Genomic DNA, 17,464 nt, shown 5'->3' with positions numbered 1-17,464 from the left:
AAGAAAGGGATGGACTATGAAGACATTCAAGGATTACTATCATAATCAAGTCGAGTTAAGCTTCACCCATTATCCGTTCTCAGACACGCCGCTCCACGTCTGGGTCGTCGCCCGTTACAAGGACAAATGGGTATTGACGAAGCATAAACAACGAGGGCTCGAGTTTCCAGGTGGGAAAGTCGAACCGGGCGAACATGAGGATGCCGCAGCCATCCGGGAAGTATATGAAGAGACCGGAGGCGTCGTCAAGACGTTACGATACATGGGACAATATCGTGTGCTCGGTCGCGGTGACACCGTCATCAAAAATATCTATTTTGCGGAGATTGAACGTTTCGAAGATCATCCCGCGGTTGACGAGACGGATGGGGCCGTCTTGATCGATGTCTTGCCGGACAATCTACTACGGAATCCACGTTACAGCTTTATGATGAAGGACCGTGTCTTACCAGAAACGATGAGGGTGCTCCATGAGCAACAACTGGTTTGATCGAATCGACGTGTTGCCACCATACGCCGGTTATCGGGTGACGCGTGGGTGGTACACGACGAATGATGGGGAAGAGGTCGTCGCCTATTCGATTGAACCGAAACGGTCGAATGGACAGGTGTTGATGTACTTACGAGGGGGAACGGCACGAATCGGGGACGTTCGGTTACCGCGCCTCATGCAGTTTGCGGCCCGCGGTTTTCACGTGGTGGCCCCGGTTTATCGAGGTAATCACGGGGGCACGGGAAAAGAGGACTTCGGTGGAGAGGATTTGGAGGACGTGCTCTCGCTCTATGATCGTGTCCAAACGAGCGGACGACCGATTCATGCGCTCGGTTTTTCGCGCGGTGGGATGATGGCACTCTCTCTCGCATCTGAACGACCGGTCACCACTGTCACTTCATGGGCCGGTGTGACCAATCTAGAGTGGACGTATGAAGAGCAACGCTCGATGCGGAAGATGTTACGTCGCATGACAGGCGGGGACCCTGAATCGGCAGAAACGGCATATACAGAACGTTCTCCGCTTTATAAGGAATGGGATGCTCCAACGCTGATCATCCACGGTACGGATGACGAGCATGTCCGATTGCGCCATGCGACGGCAGTCGCCGAAAAATTAGGGGAGCAGGCCGAGTTTTGGGTGCTTCCGTTCGGACACCAACTCCCGTTTTGGGATAAATGGGAGACGACCGAACAAGCGATGGAATGGATGCTACAACAAGCGAAAGCACCGACTCGATGAGTCGGTGCTTTCGTATTAGATGACCAGTGGACCGGCTGCGATGACCGATTCACTCGCTTTCGTGAACCGTGTGAAGTTCTCTTTAAACTTCATTGCGAGTGCTTTCGCCTCGACGTCGTAGCGAGCTGGGTCGTTCCACGTGTCACGTGGATTGAGCACGTCACTCGGTACGCCTTCGATGGCTACTGGAATCTCGACGTTAAAAATGTCATGTTTCATCGTCTCGACGTCACGAAGTTGACCGTTGACTGCGGCGTTGACCATCGCACGCGTGTACGCGAGTTTCATACGTGAACCTTCACCGTATGCACCGCCAGTCCAACCTGTGTTGACGAGGTAGACATCCACGTCGTGTTCCTCAATCAATTTACCGAGCATATCCGCGTAACGCTCTGGAGCGAGCGGAAGGAACGGTGAACCGAAGCAAGTCGAGAAGGTCGCCTGTGGTTCTGTAACACCGCGCTCCGTACCAGCAAGCTTAGACGTATAACCCGACAAGAAGTGGTACATCGCCTGTTCTTTCGTCAGTTTGCTGATCGGAGGCAAGACGCCATAGGCATCTGCCGTCAAGAAGACGATCGTATTCGGATGACCGGCGCGTGATGGGAGCATCGCATTGTCGATGAACTCGATTGGATATGCCGCACGTGTGTTTTCCGTCAAGGAAATATTTTTATAGTCTGGTGTACGATCTTCATTCAACACGACGTTTTCAATCAATGAACCGAAGCGAATCGCATCATAGATTTGAGGTTCGTTCTCACGAGACAGGTTGATCGTCTTCGCGTAACAACCGCCTTCGATGTTGAAGACCCCGTCCGGTGACCATCCGTGTTCGTCGTCTCCAATCAAGTGACGCTCAGGGTCAGCCGAGAGCGTTGTCTTCCCAGTCCCCGACAATCCGAAGAAGAGTGCCGTTTCGTTCGCATCGTTGACGTTTGCCGAACAGTGCATCGATAACACGTTCTGCTCAGGTAGCAAGAAGTTCATGACGGAGAAGATCGATTTTTTAATTTCGCCACCGTATTCTGTTCCCCCGATCAGAATCGTGCGCTTGGCGAATGAGACGAGAATGAACGTCTCAGAGTTCGTACCATCGACCGCAGGGTCTGCTTTATAGCTCGGTGCATAAATGACCGTGAACGGGTCGAACGCACCTTTCGTCGGCCATTCGCGTAAGAACAATTGTTTGGCGAACAGACTGTGCCACGCATACTCCGTAATGGCACGGACCGGCAACGTATAGTGTTCATCTGCACCAGCGGATGCTTCTAGATAATACAGCTTATCCTTCTTTTCTAAATGGTCGAGTACTTTGTCAAGAAGTGCTGAAAACTTCTCTTCTGCGATCGGTTGGTTCACTTTACCCCAATCGACGAGGTTGTTGCTGACTTCATCTTGTACGACGAATTTGTCTTTCGGTGACCGTCCAGTAAAAGCACCGGTGCTGACAGATAATGCCCCGTCTTTTGTCAGTACACCTTCACCATTTTGAATGGCTTCTTCCACCAGCTCTGGAACCGTCAAGTTCCGTAACATGTCGGCACCATTAATTAATTCTTCGATTTTCAGGAGCGTTGTCGCCATCCTGAATCCCACCTTTCCCCTAAATAGATGTGGATGAAATCCGCATACTTCCGCGATTACGATTAATCAGTATGACATTTTTAATTATATGTGACACACTAATTAAACACAAGCGTTTCTTCTCTCTAAGTAAGCGCTTTCTTACAAAGTCATTTTATCACATTCTCTTATCACAAGGTGTTAAAAAAAGAAACGAAATAAAAAAATGTTTGACGATTCACAAACAGAAATGTTTTGCAAGTCAGTGAAAACTTTTACGAATTCGTCTGATTCCCTTGACATAATCGAGTGTCATTTATATGATGGTTTTCGTAACGGATACTCTTATTCTGAGCGGTGGAGGGAACAAGGCCCTACGAAGCCCAGCAACCGTCCGACATGAAGTCTTGTGCGGAAAAGGTGCTATCCTGAAGCGAAGCCATTAGCTTCGAACGATAAGAGGGTAAGGAAGAACGATTCAACCTTTCCCAATGTATGTCATCGGGGGAGGTTTTTTTCATTACCGTCCCAAAGCAACGCGTAAGGGGAACGAGTACCGTCCACATAATACCCTTATTATAGGAGGTTTTTTGAATGTCAAAATTGAACCGTCGACTTTTTACTTCAGAGTCGGTTACTGAAGGACATCCAGACAAAATTTGTGATCAGATTTCTGACTCCATCTTGGATGCCATTTTAGCGGAAGACCCGAATGCCCGTGTTGCGGCAGAAACGTCTGTCACAACAGGTCTTGTACTCGTAGCTGGTGAAATCACAACGTCAACTTACGTGGATATCCCGAAAGTTGTCCGTGAAACAATCCGCGAAATCGGATACACACGTGCGAAATACGGCTTTGATGCTGAAACGTGTGCGGTCTTGACGTCGATTGATGAGCAATCGGTAGACATCGCGCAAGGTGTTGACCAGGCGCTTGAAGCACGTGAAGGTCAGATGACTGAAGAGGAACTCGATGCAATCGGTGCAGGAGACCAAGGTCTCATGTTCGGATATGCAACAAACGAGACACCTGAACTCATGCCGCTTCCGATCTCGTTGGCACACAAGTTGTCACGTCGTCTTGCTGAAGTACGTAAGAACGGTACGCTCGAGTACCTTCGTCCGGACGGGAAGACGCAAGTAACGGTTGAGTATGATGAGGACAACAACCCAGTTCGCATCGATACGATCGTTATTTCGACACAACACGCGGAAGAGATCACGCTTGAGCAAATTCAAGAAGACTTGAAAAAACATGTCATCGAGGCAGTCATTCCGGCTGAACTCATCGATGCTGAAACAAAATACTTCATCAACCCGACTGGTCGCTTCGTAATCGGTGGACCACAAGGAGATGCAGGTTTGACAGGACGTAAGATCATCGTTGATACGTACGGTGGATACGCTCGTCACGGTGGCGGCGCATTCTCTGGTAAAGATCCTACAAAAGTTGACCGTTCAGCGGCATACGCAGCTCGCTATGTAGCGAAAAACATCGTTGCAGCAGGACTTGCGGATAAAGCGGAAGTTCAACTTGCGTACGCAATCGGTGTTGCACACCCAGTATCGATCGCTGTCGATACGTTCGGCACAGGTAAATTGAGCGAAACGGAGCTCGTTGAACTCGTTCGTGAGAACTTCGACCTCCGTCCGGCAGGCATCATCAAGATGCTCGACCTTCGTCGCCCAATCTACAAACAAACGGCAGCATACGGTCACTTCGGTCGTACAGACATCGAGCTCCCATGGGAGCAAACAGATAAAGCAGCCATTCTTGAAGAAGGCGCGAAACGTTTCGCGTAATCATCAAAAACGACCTTTCCGCGGAAAGGTCGTTTTTTTACGTTGTCGGAGGTGTCTGTTTATTTGAATCGGATGAAGAATCAGTTGTCGTCGTATCTTGTCCAAGCGCCGTATCCTTCGCTTCGACGACTTTCTCCCCGATGTCCTGTAAGTCTGACTTGGCCTCTTGAGCCGTCTCGACGATTTTAGTGACGTCCTCTTTCACGGTATCGACTTCCCCGACGACTTTTTCGTATACGTTTTGGACGTCTGTGGAGACTTCTTGAATCTTTGTCGAGGCTGACTTCACTTGCTCAATGACTTGAGACGCCTTGCCGGCAGGATCTTGTTTCACTTCGTTGACGAGGCCCCCGACCGACGATTTCGCATTCGAGAGGGATTGCTTTGTCTGCTCCCGGTTCGAGGAGCTAAGTAAGGCGAGTAGACCACCGACGAGTGCACCGAGCAACATCCCGGTCACGACACTGATCTTTGGACTTCCCCCGTCCAATTGATCAAATTGACGGTTCGGGTTGGCTGTCTGCTCTACTTTCGGATCATGTTCTTGTCTAGGTTCCATGCGGTTCCACTCCTTCGTTTGATTGGCATTGCTTGTGTTATACCCTAGAGCAATGGCAACGTAACGTTTTCTGATGAATCGTCATGAAAAAGAAATGAAGGAGCAGGATAAAAACATTGGGATAGGGAATGATACAAATAGATTGGCCAAAAGGGGGAAGCTGTCATGAACATGAGGGAAGCAGTGCCAGAAGATGCGACGCTGATTCGGAACATCGCGCTGGCGACCATATCACAGGATGATTCCAATCGAACGAGAGCGATGGAACGCGCATATCGGCAAGAAGAGATTGTACGAGCAATCAGTTCAAGTGAAGAAGCACGAGAACAATATTTTATCGTTGGCGAATATGAAGAAGAGGTCATCGGATTTTGTCATGCCATCGATCGCGGTGACATGTGGGAGATGCTCCGCCTCTATCTGCACCCCGATTATCATCGAAACGGCTACGGGGCAGCCTTTCTGGCCCACCTTCAATCGAAAAAAGAACAACCGATGGAAGTGTACGTCGAAAGCTCGAATGATCAAGCGATTGCCTTCCTCTTACATCAATCTTTCAAAGAAGTGAATCGTATCCAGGAAGAAGTATATGATCGTCCGATGGAACTCATTCATTTACGATATGACCCGAGCTAAGCCTCCAGACGGATTTTATTCAAACATCAGTTGCGGCTGATGTTTTTTTGATACAATGAATGTAGTCTATAAACGAGGTGACGGCAGTATGGCAAATGAAGAAGCACGAAAAGGAGTCATCGTCATCGTGTATCCGTTACAATTCACGTCACGGATCAGCGAGAACTTTATTCGACGGCTCGAGGACGAGTACGAAGTCATCGTCGTCCGCGATCAATCGATTGGATTGACGGCAGGTGACCATAAGCAACTGATCAAGCGAGCGTTGCGCGAGGCAGGGGAATATAAATTACCGATTCATGTCGTGGCATTCAGCCTTGGCGCACTCTTAACGAATCGCCTTTTGCAGGAGTACGATGTGCCACTCGGGAGTCTCACATACATCTCCCCATTGTTTGATTGGCATGCAACTCGTCAAATCGGTGGATTGAAACAAGTCGTCGCAAGTGCTGTCGACCGTTTTCGCCCTGACTTGCCACTCGGGATGATGACATTCACCGGCGGGGGAGACGAGTCATCCCGATTCGGAGAAATCACGTATGCGCAATATCGAGAAATCGAAGAGGAAATCGTCGAGCATCAGGAAGAGAAGAAGCATCTGCCACGCCTTCCGCTCGCCTGTTTCTATGCACCAGACGACCAGTTCGCGGACGTGAAGTTGACGTTGAATGTTTGTCGGAAAATCGGTGGGGACCAAGTGTATATCCGGCGATTGGAAGGATTCCCACACTTTGGTTACGAACGATTGAACACGAAATTCGCGGAAACCCTCATGACGTTTTATGAATTGATTCAAGAATGACAGAAGGCGACTCTAGTGAGCCGCCTTTTTCTTATGCACGTTTTTCAATCGCCACGATGAATGGGGGATGATTGACTTGGTTGATAAACCCATAACGCAGGACACCCGCCTGCTTTTGATCGAGGGACTCGACATAACGGAGCACCTCGTCTCGTTCGACTTTCCCACTTTCATGTCCGTGGTAAATCACGATGACGATGACGCCACCGACGGCCATGACGTCTAATAGTTGGGATAATGCAGCAATCGTCGTATTTCCGTGTGTCGTGATGGATTTGTCGCTTCCCGGTAAATACCCTAAGTTGAAGACGGCCGCGGTGATCGGCCGCGCTTCCTTTTCAACGACTGCTTGGACCGTATCATGACTATCATGAATCACGGTCACCCGATTACTGACACCCGATTCTTCAACCCGCGCCTTTGTGGCTGCTACAGCTTCTGATTGGATATCAAAGGCATAGACATGTCCTGTCTCGCCTACGGCATTCGCTAGAAACAACGTATCGTGTCCGTTCCCGGCCGTCATATCGATGGCGACCTGACCTTCCTCGATATGGTCATGTAGTAATTGTTTTGCAAAAGGTAGTACTCTCATTAATCCCATAGATCTCATCCTTCTTTTTTCCTTGGAAAGAATCCCGGCGCTCCAATTCCGCACGAATCTTGTTAAGCACCTGCATCTTGTGACGGCTCCATAACGGACCGATCAAGAGGTCGGGTGGACCGTCTCCTGTCAAACGATGGACAATCACCTCGGGAGGGATTCGTTCGAGTTGATCGCAGACGAGGGAGACGTATGTGTCTTCCTCCATCAAGTCGAGCAGTCCTTTCTCATATTGACGGGCGAGCGGTGTGTGTTTCAAGACGTGAAGTAAGTGGATCTTGATTCCTTGTATGTCCATTTTAGCAACTTCTCGTGCAGTGTCGAGCATCATCTCTGGTGTCTCACCTGGGAGACCATTGATGATATGAACGCAGACACGAATATTGTGACGGCGAAGTTTCGCAAGACCGGTCAAAAACGATTGATAGTCGTGCCCACGATTGATCTTTTTAGCGGTCGTGTCATGTACGGTCTGAAGACCGAGCTCCACCCAAAGGGACGTCCGTTCATTCAACTCTGCTAAATAGGCGACGACGTCGTCCGGTAAGCAGTCAGGACGTGTCGCAATCGAGAGACCGACGACCCCATCCTCTTTTAATGCCGGTTCATACAATTCACGTAACCGCTCAACTGGTGCGTACGTGTTACTGAACGCTTGAAAATAAGCAATATATTTGGCACTCTTCCACTTCCGGTGGAGACGAGCCTTCACTTCTGCAAATTGAACGGGAATCGGGTCGCAAGCATTTCCCGCGAAATCACCACTGCCATCGTCCGAACAGAAGGTGCATCCACCTTTTGAGACACGTCCGTCACGGTTCGGGCACGTGAAGCCACCATCGAGTGGCACTTTAAACACCTTGCCCCCGTACTCTCGGCGATACGCCTCATTGAGTGTATGGTAGCGATTTTGACCGAATGGATTCATGTTCATCTCTCCTTCCTTGCTCATCCTATCACAAACGGAAAATGACAAAACTTCATAATAAGTAATTTTTCTTGACACTTCGTTGGCGTTCGTTTAGGTTTGATAAGGAAATCTTGTCGATTCGGCCTTTTTGTGCCGATTTTTTTAATGTGAAAGAAGAATGAAAGGAGGACTTGGTGTGAACAATAAAATGCCAATTTCGGTATGGATTTTAGTCATTGCGATGGCGCTCAATACAACGGCGGCGTCTTTTTTATGGCCGTTTAACACACTGTATATTCATGATTTTTTAGGTGAGTCGATGACGCTTGCTGGGGTGGCGCTTCTTGTGAACTCAGCACTCGCGATTGTAGGGAACTACATCGGAGGGACGCTATTCGATCGAATCGGTGGGAAGACGACGTTGATGATTTCTGTCGGTCTCTTGCTCGCGAGCTCACTTGGATTTTTACTGTTTCATGCCACGTTCTTCGGCTACCTCGTATGGCTCGGATTGATCGGTCTTTCAGGTGGACTCGTCTTTCCGACCGTATATGCGTTTGCGGGTCTCATATGGCCAGAAGGGGGACGCCGTTCGTTCAATGCGATTTACGTCGCGCAAAACGTGGGGGTCGCCCTCGGTACGGCAATGAGTGGTCAAATCGCTCGATTTAACATCGAGTGGATTTTTTTTGCGAACTTCTTCTTATCGGTCTTATTTGTCGTGGTGCTCTTGTTTGGACTGCGTTATTTGAAAAACCCGGCACGTCCGGTCGTTCAGTCGCAACTCGAAGCGGCCGCCACGACACTCTCGAGTGCGACGATGAAGTCGATGTGGTATGTCGCCGTTGGTTATGCGGTACTTTGGTTCGTGTACGTGCAATGGCAAGGGACGATTGCCGTTCACTCGAAAGACCTCGGTGTCACAATCAGTCAATACTCACTCCTTTGGACAGTGAACGGGGCGATGATCGTCTTCGCACAACCGTTGCTCAATCGTGTCTTACGACAGTTTGAGGACGACTTAAAACGTCAACTGATCATCGGGGCATCCATTTTCCTCGGCGCGTTCTTGATTGTCCCATTCGCTGGTGGGTTCGGAATGTTCATGGTCGCGATGGTCGTCATGACCATCGGGGAGATGTTTGTCTGGCCGGCGGTTCCGACGATTGCGGCGAAACTCGCCCCTCCTGGGAAAGCTGGACAATACCAAGGGCTCGTCAATATCGCAGCATCCGTCGGTCGGATGATTGGACCGACGTTCTCCGGTTTGTTATTCGATGCGTTCGGCATGAATGCGGTATTTACGTTGATTATTATGCTGATTATCACAGCTAACATCGTCTTCTTGCGCATTCGTTCATTAAATGTTCAAAGTTCATGACTTTGCGCATATTCTCTACAGATTTAAAGCTTCGACCTATTGACTTTCGAGGATAAAATTTAGGTGAAGGATCCTTTCAACCACATATGTTTGTTGTCGGTCAGTTCTCATTAAAGGGGATGGGCATGATGAACGAGGAAGTCAATTTACTCGTGTTGGCAACGCAGTATATGTTTTGGGTTGGTTTTGTAGGAATGGCAGCTGCGACTTTGTATTTTCTCGTTGAGCGGAGCAGTCTTGATCCCGAGTACCGTTCCGTCGCGACGGTGGCCGCACTCGTTACGTTTGTAGCAGCGATTCATTATTACTTTATGAAAGATGCGGTCGGCGATTCTGGATTACTATCGGAAATCACCGGATTCCCGACGGAGATTCGGTATATCGATTGGCTTGTCACGACACCTTTACTCTTGATCAAGTTTCCGCTACTGCTCAGCCTGCAAGGGAAGATGAAAACCGGTTTATTAACGAAGTTGATTATTGCGGATATCATCATGATTGTTGCCGGTTATCTCGGCGAGTCGTCTATTAACTTGAACGGCGGATTCACGCAACTCGGACTTTGGGGATATCTTGTCGGTTGTATCGCGTGGATTTATATCATTTACTTGCTCTTCACGAACGTCACGAAAGCGGCGGAGACGTCACCTCCACCTATTCGGAAGGCGTTACTCAACATGCGTCTCTTCATTTTGATCGGATGGGCGATTTACCCAATCGGCTATGCGGTGACATTGTTCGCAACAGGGATTGAAGTTCAGCTCGTGCGCGAATTGATTTACAACGTTGCGGATTTAATCAATAAAGTTGGATTCGGATTGATTGCGTTCTTTGCTGTCAAAACCATCTCAACGCAAAAACAAGTCAAAGCTTGAAAACTTCAAGTTGACGTTGAATTTCAGAATGGGCTAAAATAGACTACGATGAATAGCAAGCGTTGAAGAGGACTAGTAGCGAACGTTCCGTTTCAAAGAGAGTCGATGGATGGTGTGAATCGATAAGCGGATGTTGTGAACTCGCCTTGGAGCTGTTTTCCTGAAACGAGTAGGGAAAACCGGGGTTACGCCTCGTTACCGGCGTCTCAAGTGGCAGCAATGCAACATGGGTGGTACCGCGGAGAGCTTTCAAGCCTTTCGTCCCATTTTCGGGGACGGAAGGCTTTTTATTATGCAGAGGAGGAAGAATGTTGAGCTATTTTAAACATCAAGAAATCGAGCCGAAGTGGCAAAAGCGTTGGGAAGAGAAAGAAGCATTTAAAACGACAGAAGACCCGGAAAAGGATTGTTTCTACGTCCTTGATATGTTCCCGTACCCATCCGGTGCAGGTCTTCACGTCGGTCACCCGGAAGGTTACACAGCGACGGATATCATCGCTCGTATGAAACGGATGCAAGGATATAACGTCCTTCACCCGATTGGCTGGGATGCGTTCGGTCTTCCTGCCGAGCAATATGCACTCGACACAGGGAACGACCCGCGTGAATTCACAGCGCGCAACATCGAGACGTTCCGCCGTCAGTTGAAAGAACTCGGATTCTCATACGATTGGGACCGTGAAATTAGCACGACGGACCCGAAATACTATAAATGGACGCAGTGGATCTTCACGCAACTCTTCGAACGTGGTCTCGCATACGTCGATGAAGTCGCGGTCAACTGGTGCCCGGCTCTCGGTACAGTCCTTGCGAACGAGGAAGTCATCGATGGGTTGTCAGAGCGTGGGAACCACCCGGTCTACCGTGTCCCAATGAAGCAGTGGGTGCTTCGTATCACAGAATACGCAGAGCGTTTGCTTGAAGATTTGGAAGGTCTCGATTGGCCTGAGAGCGTGAAAGAGATGCAACGCAACTGGATTGGCAAATCAGTCGGTGCCGAGGTCGACTTTAAAGTCGATGGTCACGATAAGATTGTCACGGTATTCACAACACGTCCAGATACGCTTCATGGGGCGACATACGTAACACTCGCACCAGAGCATCCGTTCACGAAAGTGATCACGACGCCTGAACAATCGACGGCAGTCGAAGCTTACATTGAAGAAGTCTCGAAGAAGACGGACCTTGAGCGTACAGATCTCGCCAAAGAGAAGACGGGTGTCTTCACGGGCGCATATGCGATCAACCCGGTGAACGGCGAGAAACTTCCGATTTGGACAGCGGACTACGTTCTCTCGACATATGGGACAGGTGCAGTCATGGCTGTTCCTGGACACGATGAGCGCGATTATGAGTTTGCGAAAACGTTCGACCTCCCGATCCGTGAAGTCGTCAAAGGTGGAAACGTGGAAGAGGCGGCTTACGTCGAAGACGGAGAGCACGTCAACTCTGGTAGCTTGAACGGACTTAATAAAGCCGATGCCATCAAGACGATCATTGAAGAGCTCGAAGCGAGTGGCACAGGGCGTGCGAAGACGACATACCGTCTTCGTGACTGGTTGTTCAGCCGTCAACGTTACTGGGGCGAGCCGATTCCGGTCGTCCACATGGAAGACGGAACAATGAAGACGGTACCGGTCGAAGAGCTTCCGCTCGAACTTCCGATCATCGATGAAATCAAACCATCTGGTACAGGTGAGTCGCCACTCGCGAACGCAGAAGAGTGGTTGACGTACACAGATCCGGTCACGGGGGAAAAAGGTCGTCGCGAGACGAACACGATGCCACAATGGGCAGGTAGCTGCTGGTACTACATCCGTTACATCGATCCAGATAACGAAGAGATGATCGCGGATCCTGAGAAACTCAAGCGTTGGCTTCCAGTCGACTTGTATATCGGGGGTACGGAGCATGCCGTTCTTCACTTGCTCTACGCACGTTTCTGGCATAAAGTCCTCTTTGATATCGGTGTCGTCCCGACGAGCGAACCGTTCCAAAAACTCTACAACCAAGGAATGATCCTCGGTGAGAACAACGAGAAGATGTCGAAATCTCGTGGGAACGTTGTCAACCCGGATGATATCGTGAAGTCGCACGGAGCCGATACACTCCGTCTTTACGAAATGTTCATGGGACCACTTGATGCGGCCATCGCATGGTCGACGAATGGTCTTGACGGGGCACGTCGCTTCCTCGACCGCGTCTGGCGTTTGTTCGATCAGACGAACTTCGCAGACGTGGCACCGACTGCCGACTTTGAACGTACGTATCATCAGACGGTGAAAAAAGTCACGGAGGATTATGAAGCCCTTCGCTTCAACACGGCAATCTCGCAGTTGATGGTCTTCGTCAATGAAGCGAACAAACAAGAGACGTTGCCGAAATCGCAAATGGTCGACTTCATCAAGATGCTTTCACCGGTCGCGCCACACTTGTCTGAAGAGTTGTGGGAGAAGATGGGCATGACGGAAGAGTTGACGTATGCGGCTTGGCCGACATACGATGAGTCAAAACTTGTGAGCGACACGATTGAAGTCGTCATCCAGGTGAACGGGAAACTCCGTGCGAAAATGCACGTCTCTCGTGACGCATCAAAAGAAGCACTTGAAGCGGAAGCACTCGGGAACGAGCGTGTCCAAGAGTTCACAGAAGGCAAGACGGTTCGTAAAGTCATTGTCGTTCCTGGAAAACTCGTCAATATTGTAGTGGGGTAACAAAAAGAATGTGTGACATTGTCGCACATTCTTTTCTTTTTGGTGAGGTCATTTTCTTTTTTGGACGGTTTTGATACACTAAAGGGCGATACTGAAGTAGAAGGGGACGACATGTCCATGAAACGTTCTTATGTGCTATACACGACACTATGTGCCGTCGTGGTCGGTGTGATCCTTTGTTATGTTTTTGTCTTTTCAGATGAAGAGATTCAACGACAGGTCGCCTCGACATTTGAAAAAATTGATATTCAAACGAGTCATCAAACAGCATCCCTTCCACCCGTGGAAGCGGCGCAGGATGATGAAGATATCGATACGACCGATGCCCTCGAACAAATCAGTCAAATCGATGAAGTGTACTACAGTGACACGATCGGGGCATATTTGGTCTTAACCGAACAAGCTGAATTTTTTGAGGTGAGTGGAAACGGAACGCGCGTCAACTCGGTGCTTCAACTGGAGAATTCAGGGAAACAGCGCCTCGATGATTTTATCGGAATGCGCATGGTCGAAGAAGATCTTGTGTATGCAGTGACAGCGAATGGAACTCTCGTCACAATCGAACGAGAAGAAGGACGCTGGGTCGAGAGACCACGTAAACAAATCAAAGGACTCGTGTCGGAAGACCGAATCTTTGGTCTTGGTTATGACCGGGAAACGAAACGTCTGTTCATGATGAACCGATTGGCGGATACCCCGGACCTTGAGCTCCTTTATATCGAAGAACGGGAGATCGAACCGGAGACTCCAGCCGATGACAAATCATCAGAAGCGTCAACTGATGCTGACACGGCTACTCCAAAAACAGAAGAATCATCAGAAGACACAACGACAGAGAACGTCTCGACGAATGACGACGCCTCGAGCGAATCGGCTGTATCTGAAGACGCGCCTGACAATGAGTCGAACGAACAAGAAGCGGAAGAAGAGAAACAAGAGCCCGAGACCGAATGGATGCTCGATTCGCGTCAAGCGTTATCGGCTGACGGGATGAGCGCCTCAATCCAGCAAAAGTTTGAGCGATTCGAAGGCGTCGGGCTTGTCGAACGACAAGGCCGGATTTACGTTCTCGACTCGGAAGAACTCGTCCTCTACACAGTGAACCCGGAAGAAAGTACCATCAACGGTCAGATGGTGACACCTCGCGTGTATGACTCAACCGGCATGTTTTTACAAGACAATGAAATCTTTGCAATCGTCCACCCGGAAGTATTTGATTTGGATGCTTTCGTCTCTGTGGACTAACAATGGGGGAAAGACAGATGAGCAAGCGTTATTTTTTTGAAGAAGTGAAACAATTTCATGAAACTTTTGGACATCCAGGAGCAAAATCGCCGCAACCGTTGACACTTGATCGTGCGACAAAACGCTCGGTTTGGACGGCAGAGGAAGCGGTCGTCGAGTTTTTGCATCAATCCTCGCAATCGGAAGAAGAGTTTTTACAAGCCATCGAGCAATTCCAAGAAGGCTTCCAAAAAGCGGTCCAAAAATCATTACAAGACGCACCACCGTCAGATGATGTGGAACGTCTCGTCGGACAAGGGGATGCGTTAACGGACGCGTTATATTTTGTGATGGGCAGTTTCGTGGAACTCGGACTCGATCCCGTTCCGTTGTTTGAAATCGTCCAGCGTGCCAATATGGCGAAACTTGGACCGGACGGGAAGCCGATTTTACGCGAATCGGACAATAAAGTCATGAAACCTGAAGGATGGATGCCACCCGAGCCGGAGCTCGAAAAAGAAGTGCGTCGTCAAATCGCAGGGAAAGAATAATCACAAACGGCTTGAAACCTCATTAGAAAGGGTTCAAGCTGTTTTTTTTGTTGTGATGATCGTGACGTCATCATGTTATTTAGAGGGTATCGGAAAGGTCATAAGAGTAATTTATGGTATAATTTAACATAAGTAAGCAAGCGAGGAATATTGATCATTGAGATGGAGGTCGTTCAACTGAAAAAAGTACTCGGAATTCTATGTGTAAGTTCAGCACTTCTATTAGCAGCATGTAGTGAGGATGAAAAAGAGTTAGAATCTAAAAAATCAGAGCCTGACGTTTCAATCGAAACGATAAAAATAAACGATGAGAATGAATTGACAATCGTCCCACTCTATACGCAATACCAACAATATTTGAACGCATCCCTTGAATCAACCGATTCGGAGGAGAGCAAACAAAACTTCAAAAAATACGTACTCGATTACATAGGTGAAGTCGGAGAGGAAGAAAAGATCGATACATCTAGATTAAAAACTGATTTTAATCTAAAGTCGACCCCTCATAAGCAACAATTGCTGAAGCAGTTAGACAAATTAATCGAGCAGCATGAGGAGATTAAAGAGATTATTGCATCGACATATGCAGATTCAAATCAAATCTTACCCAAAAAGAAGAGCACAGTGTTTATTGCACCGTATAATCCTGAATTCTTTTACGATAGTGAACCGTTGAAAGGAGTAGGCGCAGCAGCATACAAAGACGTATTCATCTTGTTTCTCGATACAGATTTTGACAAAGATGTGCTAGCCTATTCGACGGCTCATGAATACCATCATCTGATTCTTCGTGATCAAAACGAATATAACCTGAGTTCGATTCTCGAGTCAGTGATTATTGAAGGGAAAGCGGATGCGTTTGCCGACCGCATTGTCAAAGGGGTAACGCCACCGTGGTATGTAGACGTTGATGAAGCGACCATGAAACATATTGCGAGTCGAGTGAATGATTATGAAACGTCCTTCACCGATTTTGTAGTCGGTAATTATCAAAAAGAGATGCCACGTTGGAGTAACTATATTCTAGGGAGGGATGTGCTCCATGATTATTTGACGGCGCACCCAGAACCGTCGATTCCCGAATGGACCTTCAAAGAAGATCATGAGATTTTAGAAAAATACAAGTATCGAAATGTGATGGAATTGGAAAATTAAGTTGAAAAGAATGTAAAAAAGGCTTGGTCCTGAATGATACAGGATCAAGCCTTTTGATTGTTAGTGAACATAATAGTACGTAGCCGATACGTAAGATCGAACCTTTTACCGCTCTGTCGCCAGTTCAGCTGCGTGCGATCCGGCACAATGTCCCGTTGTGAAGGCGGCCGTGATATTGTAGCCACCTGTGTATCCATGAATGTCGAGCACTTCACCGGCAAAGAAAAGGCCTGGTGCTTTCTTTGACATCATCGTCTGTGGCGCAACTTCTTTAACCGAAACGCCGCCACCTGTGACGAACGCTTTGTCAAAGTCGAGTGTCCCGACGGCGTGCATCTCGAACATTTTTAGACGCGATGCGAAGTCGATGACGGATTGCTTTTTCAACTGACTCGCGTCTTCTTCTCCAAATGCGAGTTCTTCGAGCAATAAGTCAAGAAGTCGCTCGGGGATGTAGCCTTTCCATACGTTTTTAACGGCACGCTTCGGTTGGCTCTGTACTTGGTTCCACAGTTCCTGGACGAGCGCATCTCGTGACGTGTCCGGGAAGAAGTCGAGTGACATGAGGACGACCTGTTCTTTGCTGCGCTTCCGTTCTTTGATCGTATATTGACTGCAACGGAGCGCGATTGGACCCGAGATCCCGAAATGGGTAAAGATCATGTCGCCTTGGTGCGTCTTGATCGCTTTTCCTTTTTTGCCGTGTACCGTCAACGCGACGTCACGTAACGATAGTCCTTGAAGTTGTTTTGTTCCGATGAACGAATCGTTCAACTTGATCGGTACTTCTGTCGGGAAGAGTTCCGTGATGGTATGTCCTGCCTTCTCTGCCCATGGATAGCCGTCCCCGGTCGAACCGGTGTGTGGGACAGACTGACCGCCGACCGCGACGACGCAAGCTTTCGCTTCAATCATTTCTCCGTCCATCAGCTCGACCGCGTGAAACTCGTTTTCTTCATTAAAATGTAGCGTTTTGACTTCTGCTTTTTTTCGAATCTCGACACCGAGGTCTTCAATCGCACGAAGCAATGTGTTGACCACGTCTTGTGCCTTATCGGTCACAGGAAACATGCGCCCGTTGTCCTCTTCTTTCAGCGGGATGCCGAATCCTGTGAACAGGTCGATGATGGATTGGTTGTCGAACTGGGCGAGGGCGCTGTATAAAAAGCGACCGTTCCCGGGGATGAATTGAATCAATTCATCAATTGGTTTTCGGTTCGTGACGTTACAACGTCCTCCACCTGAAATGGCTAATTTTCGACCGAGTTTCGAGCCTTTATCAATCAGCAAGGTCGATGCGCCACTTTTTGCCGCAGCATACGTTGCCATGAGTCCGCTCGGCCCTCCACCGATGACGATGACATCTTTCATAGGTAATCTCCTCATTTCTTCATCTATATGATTAGTAAAATTATCGTAACTTTATTATCCGTAACAGTAAGAGTATAA

Annotated in this window: 16 protein-coding genes, 1 riboswitch and 1 other annotated feature; of the genes, 11 read left to right on the top strand and 5 right to left on the bottom strand. The window is 48.6% G+C overall.

Features of this window, described 5'->3' with window-relative positions; all coding sequences use genetic code 11:
* The first annotated feature begins 16 nt into the window (after nt 1–16).
* Complete coding sequence (gene ytkD, locus EAT1B_RS03720; protein WP_012726795.1) at nt 17–490, top strand: RNA deprotection pyrophosphohydrolase; 474 nt, start codon at nt 17–19, stop codon at nt 488–490.
* On the top strand, nt 471–1,235 hold the full coding sequence (locus EAT1B_RS03715) for a S9 family peptidase (RefSeq protein ID WP_012726794.1): 765 nt from the start codon (nt 471–473) through the stop codon (nt 1,233–1,235). Before ytkD ends, EAT1B_RS03715 begins: the two co-directional genes overlap by 20 nt.
* A 15-nt stretch (nt 1,236–1,250) precedes the next feature.
* On the opposite strand, the gene pckA is transcribed toward EAT1B_RS03715, so the two are convergent.
* On the bottom strand, nt 1,251–2,822 hold the full coding sequence (gene pckA / locus EAT1B_RS03710) for a phosphoenolpyruvate carboxykinase (ATP) (protein WP_012726793.1): 1,572 nt from the start codon (nt 2,820–2,822) through the stop codon (nt 1,251–1,253).
* Nucleotides 2,823–3,143: 321 nt separating this feature from the next.
* Nucleotides 3,144–3,263, top strand: a riboswitch (SAM riboswitch).
* 132 nt (nt 3,264–3,395) lie between these two features.
* Here pckA and metK point away from each other — a divergent pair.
* On the top strand, nt 3,396–4,604 hold the full coding sequence (gene metK, locus EAT1B_RS03705) for a methionine adenosyltransferase (protein WP_012726792.1): 1,209 nt from the start codon (nt 3,396–3,398) through the stop codon (nt 4,602–4,604).
* Nucleotides 4,605–4,641: 37 nt separating this feature from the next.
* On the opposite strand, the gene EAT1B_RS03700 is transcribed toward metK, so the two are convergent.
* Complete coding sequence (locus EAT1B_RS03700; protein WP_012726791.1) at nt 4,642–5,163, bottom strand: hypothetical protein; 522 nt, start codon at nt 5,161–5,163, stop codon at nt 4,642–4,644.
* A gap of 165 nt (nt 5,164–5,328) precedes the next feature.
* Between EAT1B_RS03700 and EAT1B_RS03695 the strand changes: the two genes are divergently transcribed.
* Both EAT1B_RS03695 and EAT1B_RS03690 read left to right on the top strand, forming a co-directional pair.
* A complete protein-coding gene (locus EAT1B_RS03695; protein WP_012726790.1) occupies nt 5,329–5,799 on the top strand; it encodes a GNAT family N-acetyltransferase in 471 nt (156 codons plus the stop codon).
* A gap of 88 nt (nt 5,800–5,887) precedes the next feature.
* Nucleotides 5,888–6,601 carry an alpha/beta hydrolase gene (locus EAT1B_RS03690; protein ID WP_012726789.1) on the top strand — a complete coding sequence of 238 codons (714 nt, stop codon included), beginning with the start codon at nt 5,888–5,890 and terminating at the stop codon, nt 6,599–6,601.
* 31 nt (nt 6,602–6,632) lie between these two features.
* Here EAT1B_RS03690 and EAT1B_RS03685 read toward each other — a convergent pair whose 3' ends face one another.
* A complete protein-coding gene (locus tag EAT1B_RS03685; RefSeq protein ID WP_012726788.1) occupies nt 6,633–7,205 on the bottom strand; it encodes a class I SAM-dependent methyltransferase in 573 nt (190 codons plus the stop codon).
* On the bottom strand, nt 7,159–8,133 hold the full coding sequence (locus tag EAT1B_RS03680; RefSeq protein ID WP_012726787.1) for a TIGR01212 family radical SAM protein: 975 nt from the start codon (nt 8,131–8,133) through the stop codon (nt 7,159–7,161). The genes EAT1B_RS03685 and EAT1B_RS03680 overlap by 47 nt, the downstream gene beginning before the upstream one ends.
* Before the next feature lie 178 nt (nt 8,134–8,311).
* Between EAT1B_RS03680 and EAT1B_RS03675 the strand changes: the two genes are divergently transcribed.
* The 6 genes from EAT1B_RS03675 to EAT1B_RS03650 all read left to right on the top strand — a co-directional run bounded on the left by EAT1B_RS03675 (nt 8,312) and on the right by EAT1B_RS03650 (nt 16,015).
* On the top strand, nt 8,312–9,496 hold the full coding sequence (locus tag EAT1B_RS03675) for an MFS transporter (RefSeq protein ID WP_012726786.1): 1,185 nt from the start codon (nt 8,312–8,314) through the stop codon (nt 9,494–9,496).
* Nucleotides 9,497–9,624: 128 nt separating this feature from the next.
* Complete coding sequence (locus EAT1B_RS03670; protein WP_031423082.1) at nt 9,625–10,371, top strand: bacteriorhodopsin-like; 747 nt, start codon at nt 9,625–9,627, stop codon at nt 10,369–10,371.
* A 53-nt stretch (nt 10,372–10,424) separates the two neighbouring features.
* Nucleotides 10,425–10,640: a binding site (T-box leader), on the top strand.
* Between the two features lie 39 nt (nt 10,641–10,679).
* Nucleotides 10,680–13,085, top strand: coding sequence for a leucine--tRNA ligase (gene leuS, locus EAT1B_RS03665; RefSeq protein ID WP_012726784.1), 2,406 nt, complete (start codon nt 10,680–10,682; stop codon nt 13,083–13,085).
* A gap of 117 nt (nt 13,086–13,202) precedes the next feature.
* Nucleotides 13,203–14,330: a hypothetical protein gene (locus tag EAT1B_RS03660; RefSeq protein ID WP_148209446.1), complete on the top strand. Its 1,128-nt coding sequence runs from the start codon at nt 13,203–13,205 to the stop codon at nt 14,328–14,330.
* A 17-nt stretch (nt 14,331–14,347) separates the two neighbouring features.
* The gene (locus EAT1B_RS03655) at nt 14,348–14,860 is read left to right on the top strand and encodes a hypothetical protein (RefSeq protein WP_012726782.1); all 513 of its coding nucleotides are present in this window, start codon (nt 14,348–14,350) and stop codon (nt 14,858–14,860) included.
* Between the two features lie 150 nt (nt 14,861–15,010).
* Nucleotides 15,011–16,015 (top strand): DUF2268 domain-containing protein, encoded by a 1,005-nt coding sequence (locus tag EAT1B_RS03650; protein WP_237708261.1) that lies wholly within the window; start codon nt 15,011–15,013, stop codon nt 16,013–16,015.
* A gap of 105 nt (nt 16,016–16,120) precedes the next feature.
* Here the strand turns inward: EAT1B_RS03650 and EAT1B_RS03645 are convergent, their stop codons facing one another.
* A complete protein-coding gene (locus EAT1B_RS03645) occupies nt 16,121–17,386 on the bottom strand; it encodes an aminoacetone oxidase family FAD-binding enzyme (RefSeq protein ID WP_012726780.1) in 1,266 nt (421 codons plus the stop codon).
* Nucleotides 17,387–17,464 lie beyond the last annotated feature (78 nt).

Source organism: Exiguobacterium sp. AT1b (assembly GCF_000023045.1).
GTDB lineage: Bacteria > Bacillota > Bacilli > Exiguobacteriales > Exiguobacteriaceae > Exiguobacterium.
The sequence above is the reverse complement of the archived record's forward strand: the minus strand, read 5'-3'. Positions and strand labels throughout refer to the sequence as shown.

Excerpts from the sequence above, each read along its gene's own strand:
- EAT1B_RS03660 (WP_148209446.1), top strand. The coding sequence starts at position 13,203 with ATGAAACGTTCTTATGTGCTATACACGACACTATGTGCCGTCGTGGTC.
- pckA (WP_012726793.1), bottom strand. The coding sequence starts at position 2,822 with ATGGCGACAACGCTCCTGAAAATCGAAGAATTAATTAATGGTGCCGAC.
- EAT1B_RS03655 (WP_012726782.1), top strand. The coding sequence starts at position 14,348 with ATGAGCAAGCGTTATTTTTTTGAAGAAGTGAAACAATTTCATGAAACT.
- ytkD (WP_012726795.1), top strand. The coding sequence starts at position 17 with ATGAAGACATTCAAGGATTACTATCATAATCAAGTCGAGTTAAGCTTC.
- metK (WP_012726792.1), top strand. The coding sequence starts at position 3,396 with ATGTCAAAATTGAACCGTCGACTTTTTACTTCAGAGTCGGTTACTGAA.
- leuS (WP_012726784.1), top strand. The coding sequence starts at position 10,680 with ATGTTGAGCTATTTTAAACATCAAGAAATCGAGCCGAAGTGGCAAAAG.
- EAT1B_RS03670 (WP_031423082.1), top strand. The coding sequence starts at position 9,625 with ATGAACGAGGAAGTCAATTTACTCGTGTTGGCAACGCAGTATATGTTT.
- EAT1B_RS03695 (WP_012726790.1), top strand. The coding sequence starts at position 5,329 with ATGAACATGAGGGAAGCAGTGCCAGAAGATGCGACGCTGATTCGGAAC.
- EAT1B_RS03680 (WP_012726787.1), bottom strand. The coding sequence starts at position 8,133 with ATGAATCCATTCGGTCAAAATCGCTACCATACACTCAATGAGGCGTAT.
- EAT1B_RS03690 (WP_012726789.1), top strand. The coding sequence starts at position 5,888 with ATGGCAAATGAAGAAGCACGAAAAGGAGTCATCGTCATCGTGTATCCG.
- EAT1B_RS03715 (WP_012726794.1), top strand. The coding sequence starts at position 471 with ATGAGCAACAACTGGTTTGATCGAATCGACGTGTTGCCACCATACGCC.
- EAT1B_RS03645 (WP_012726780.1), bottom strand. The coding sequence starts at position 17,386 with ATGAAAGATGTCATCGTCATCGGTGGAGGGCCGAGCGGACTCATGGCA.
- EAT1B_RS03700 (WP_012726791.1), bottom strand. The coding sequence starts at position 5,163 with ATGGAACCTAGACAAGAACATGATCCGAAAGTAGAGCAGACAGCCAAC.
- EAT1B_RS03685 (WP_012726788.1), bottom strand. The coding sequence starts at position 7,205 with ATGGGATTAATGAGAGTACTACCTTTTGCAAAACAATTACTACATGAC.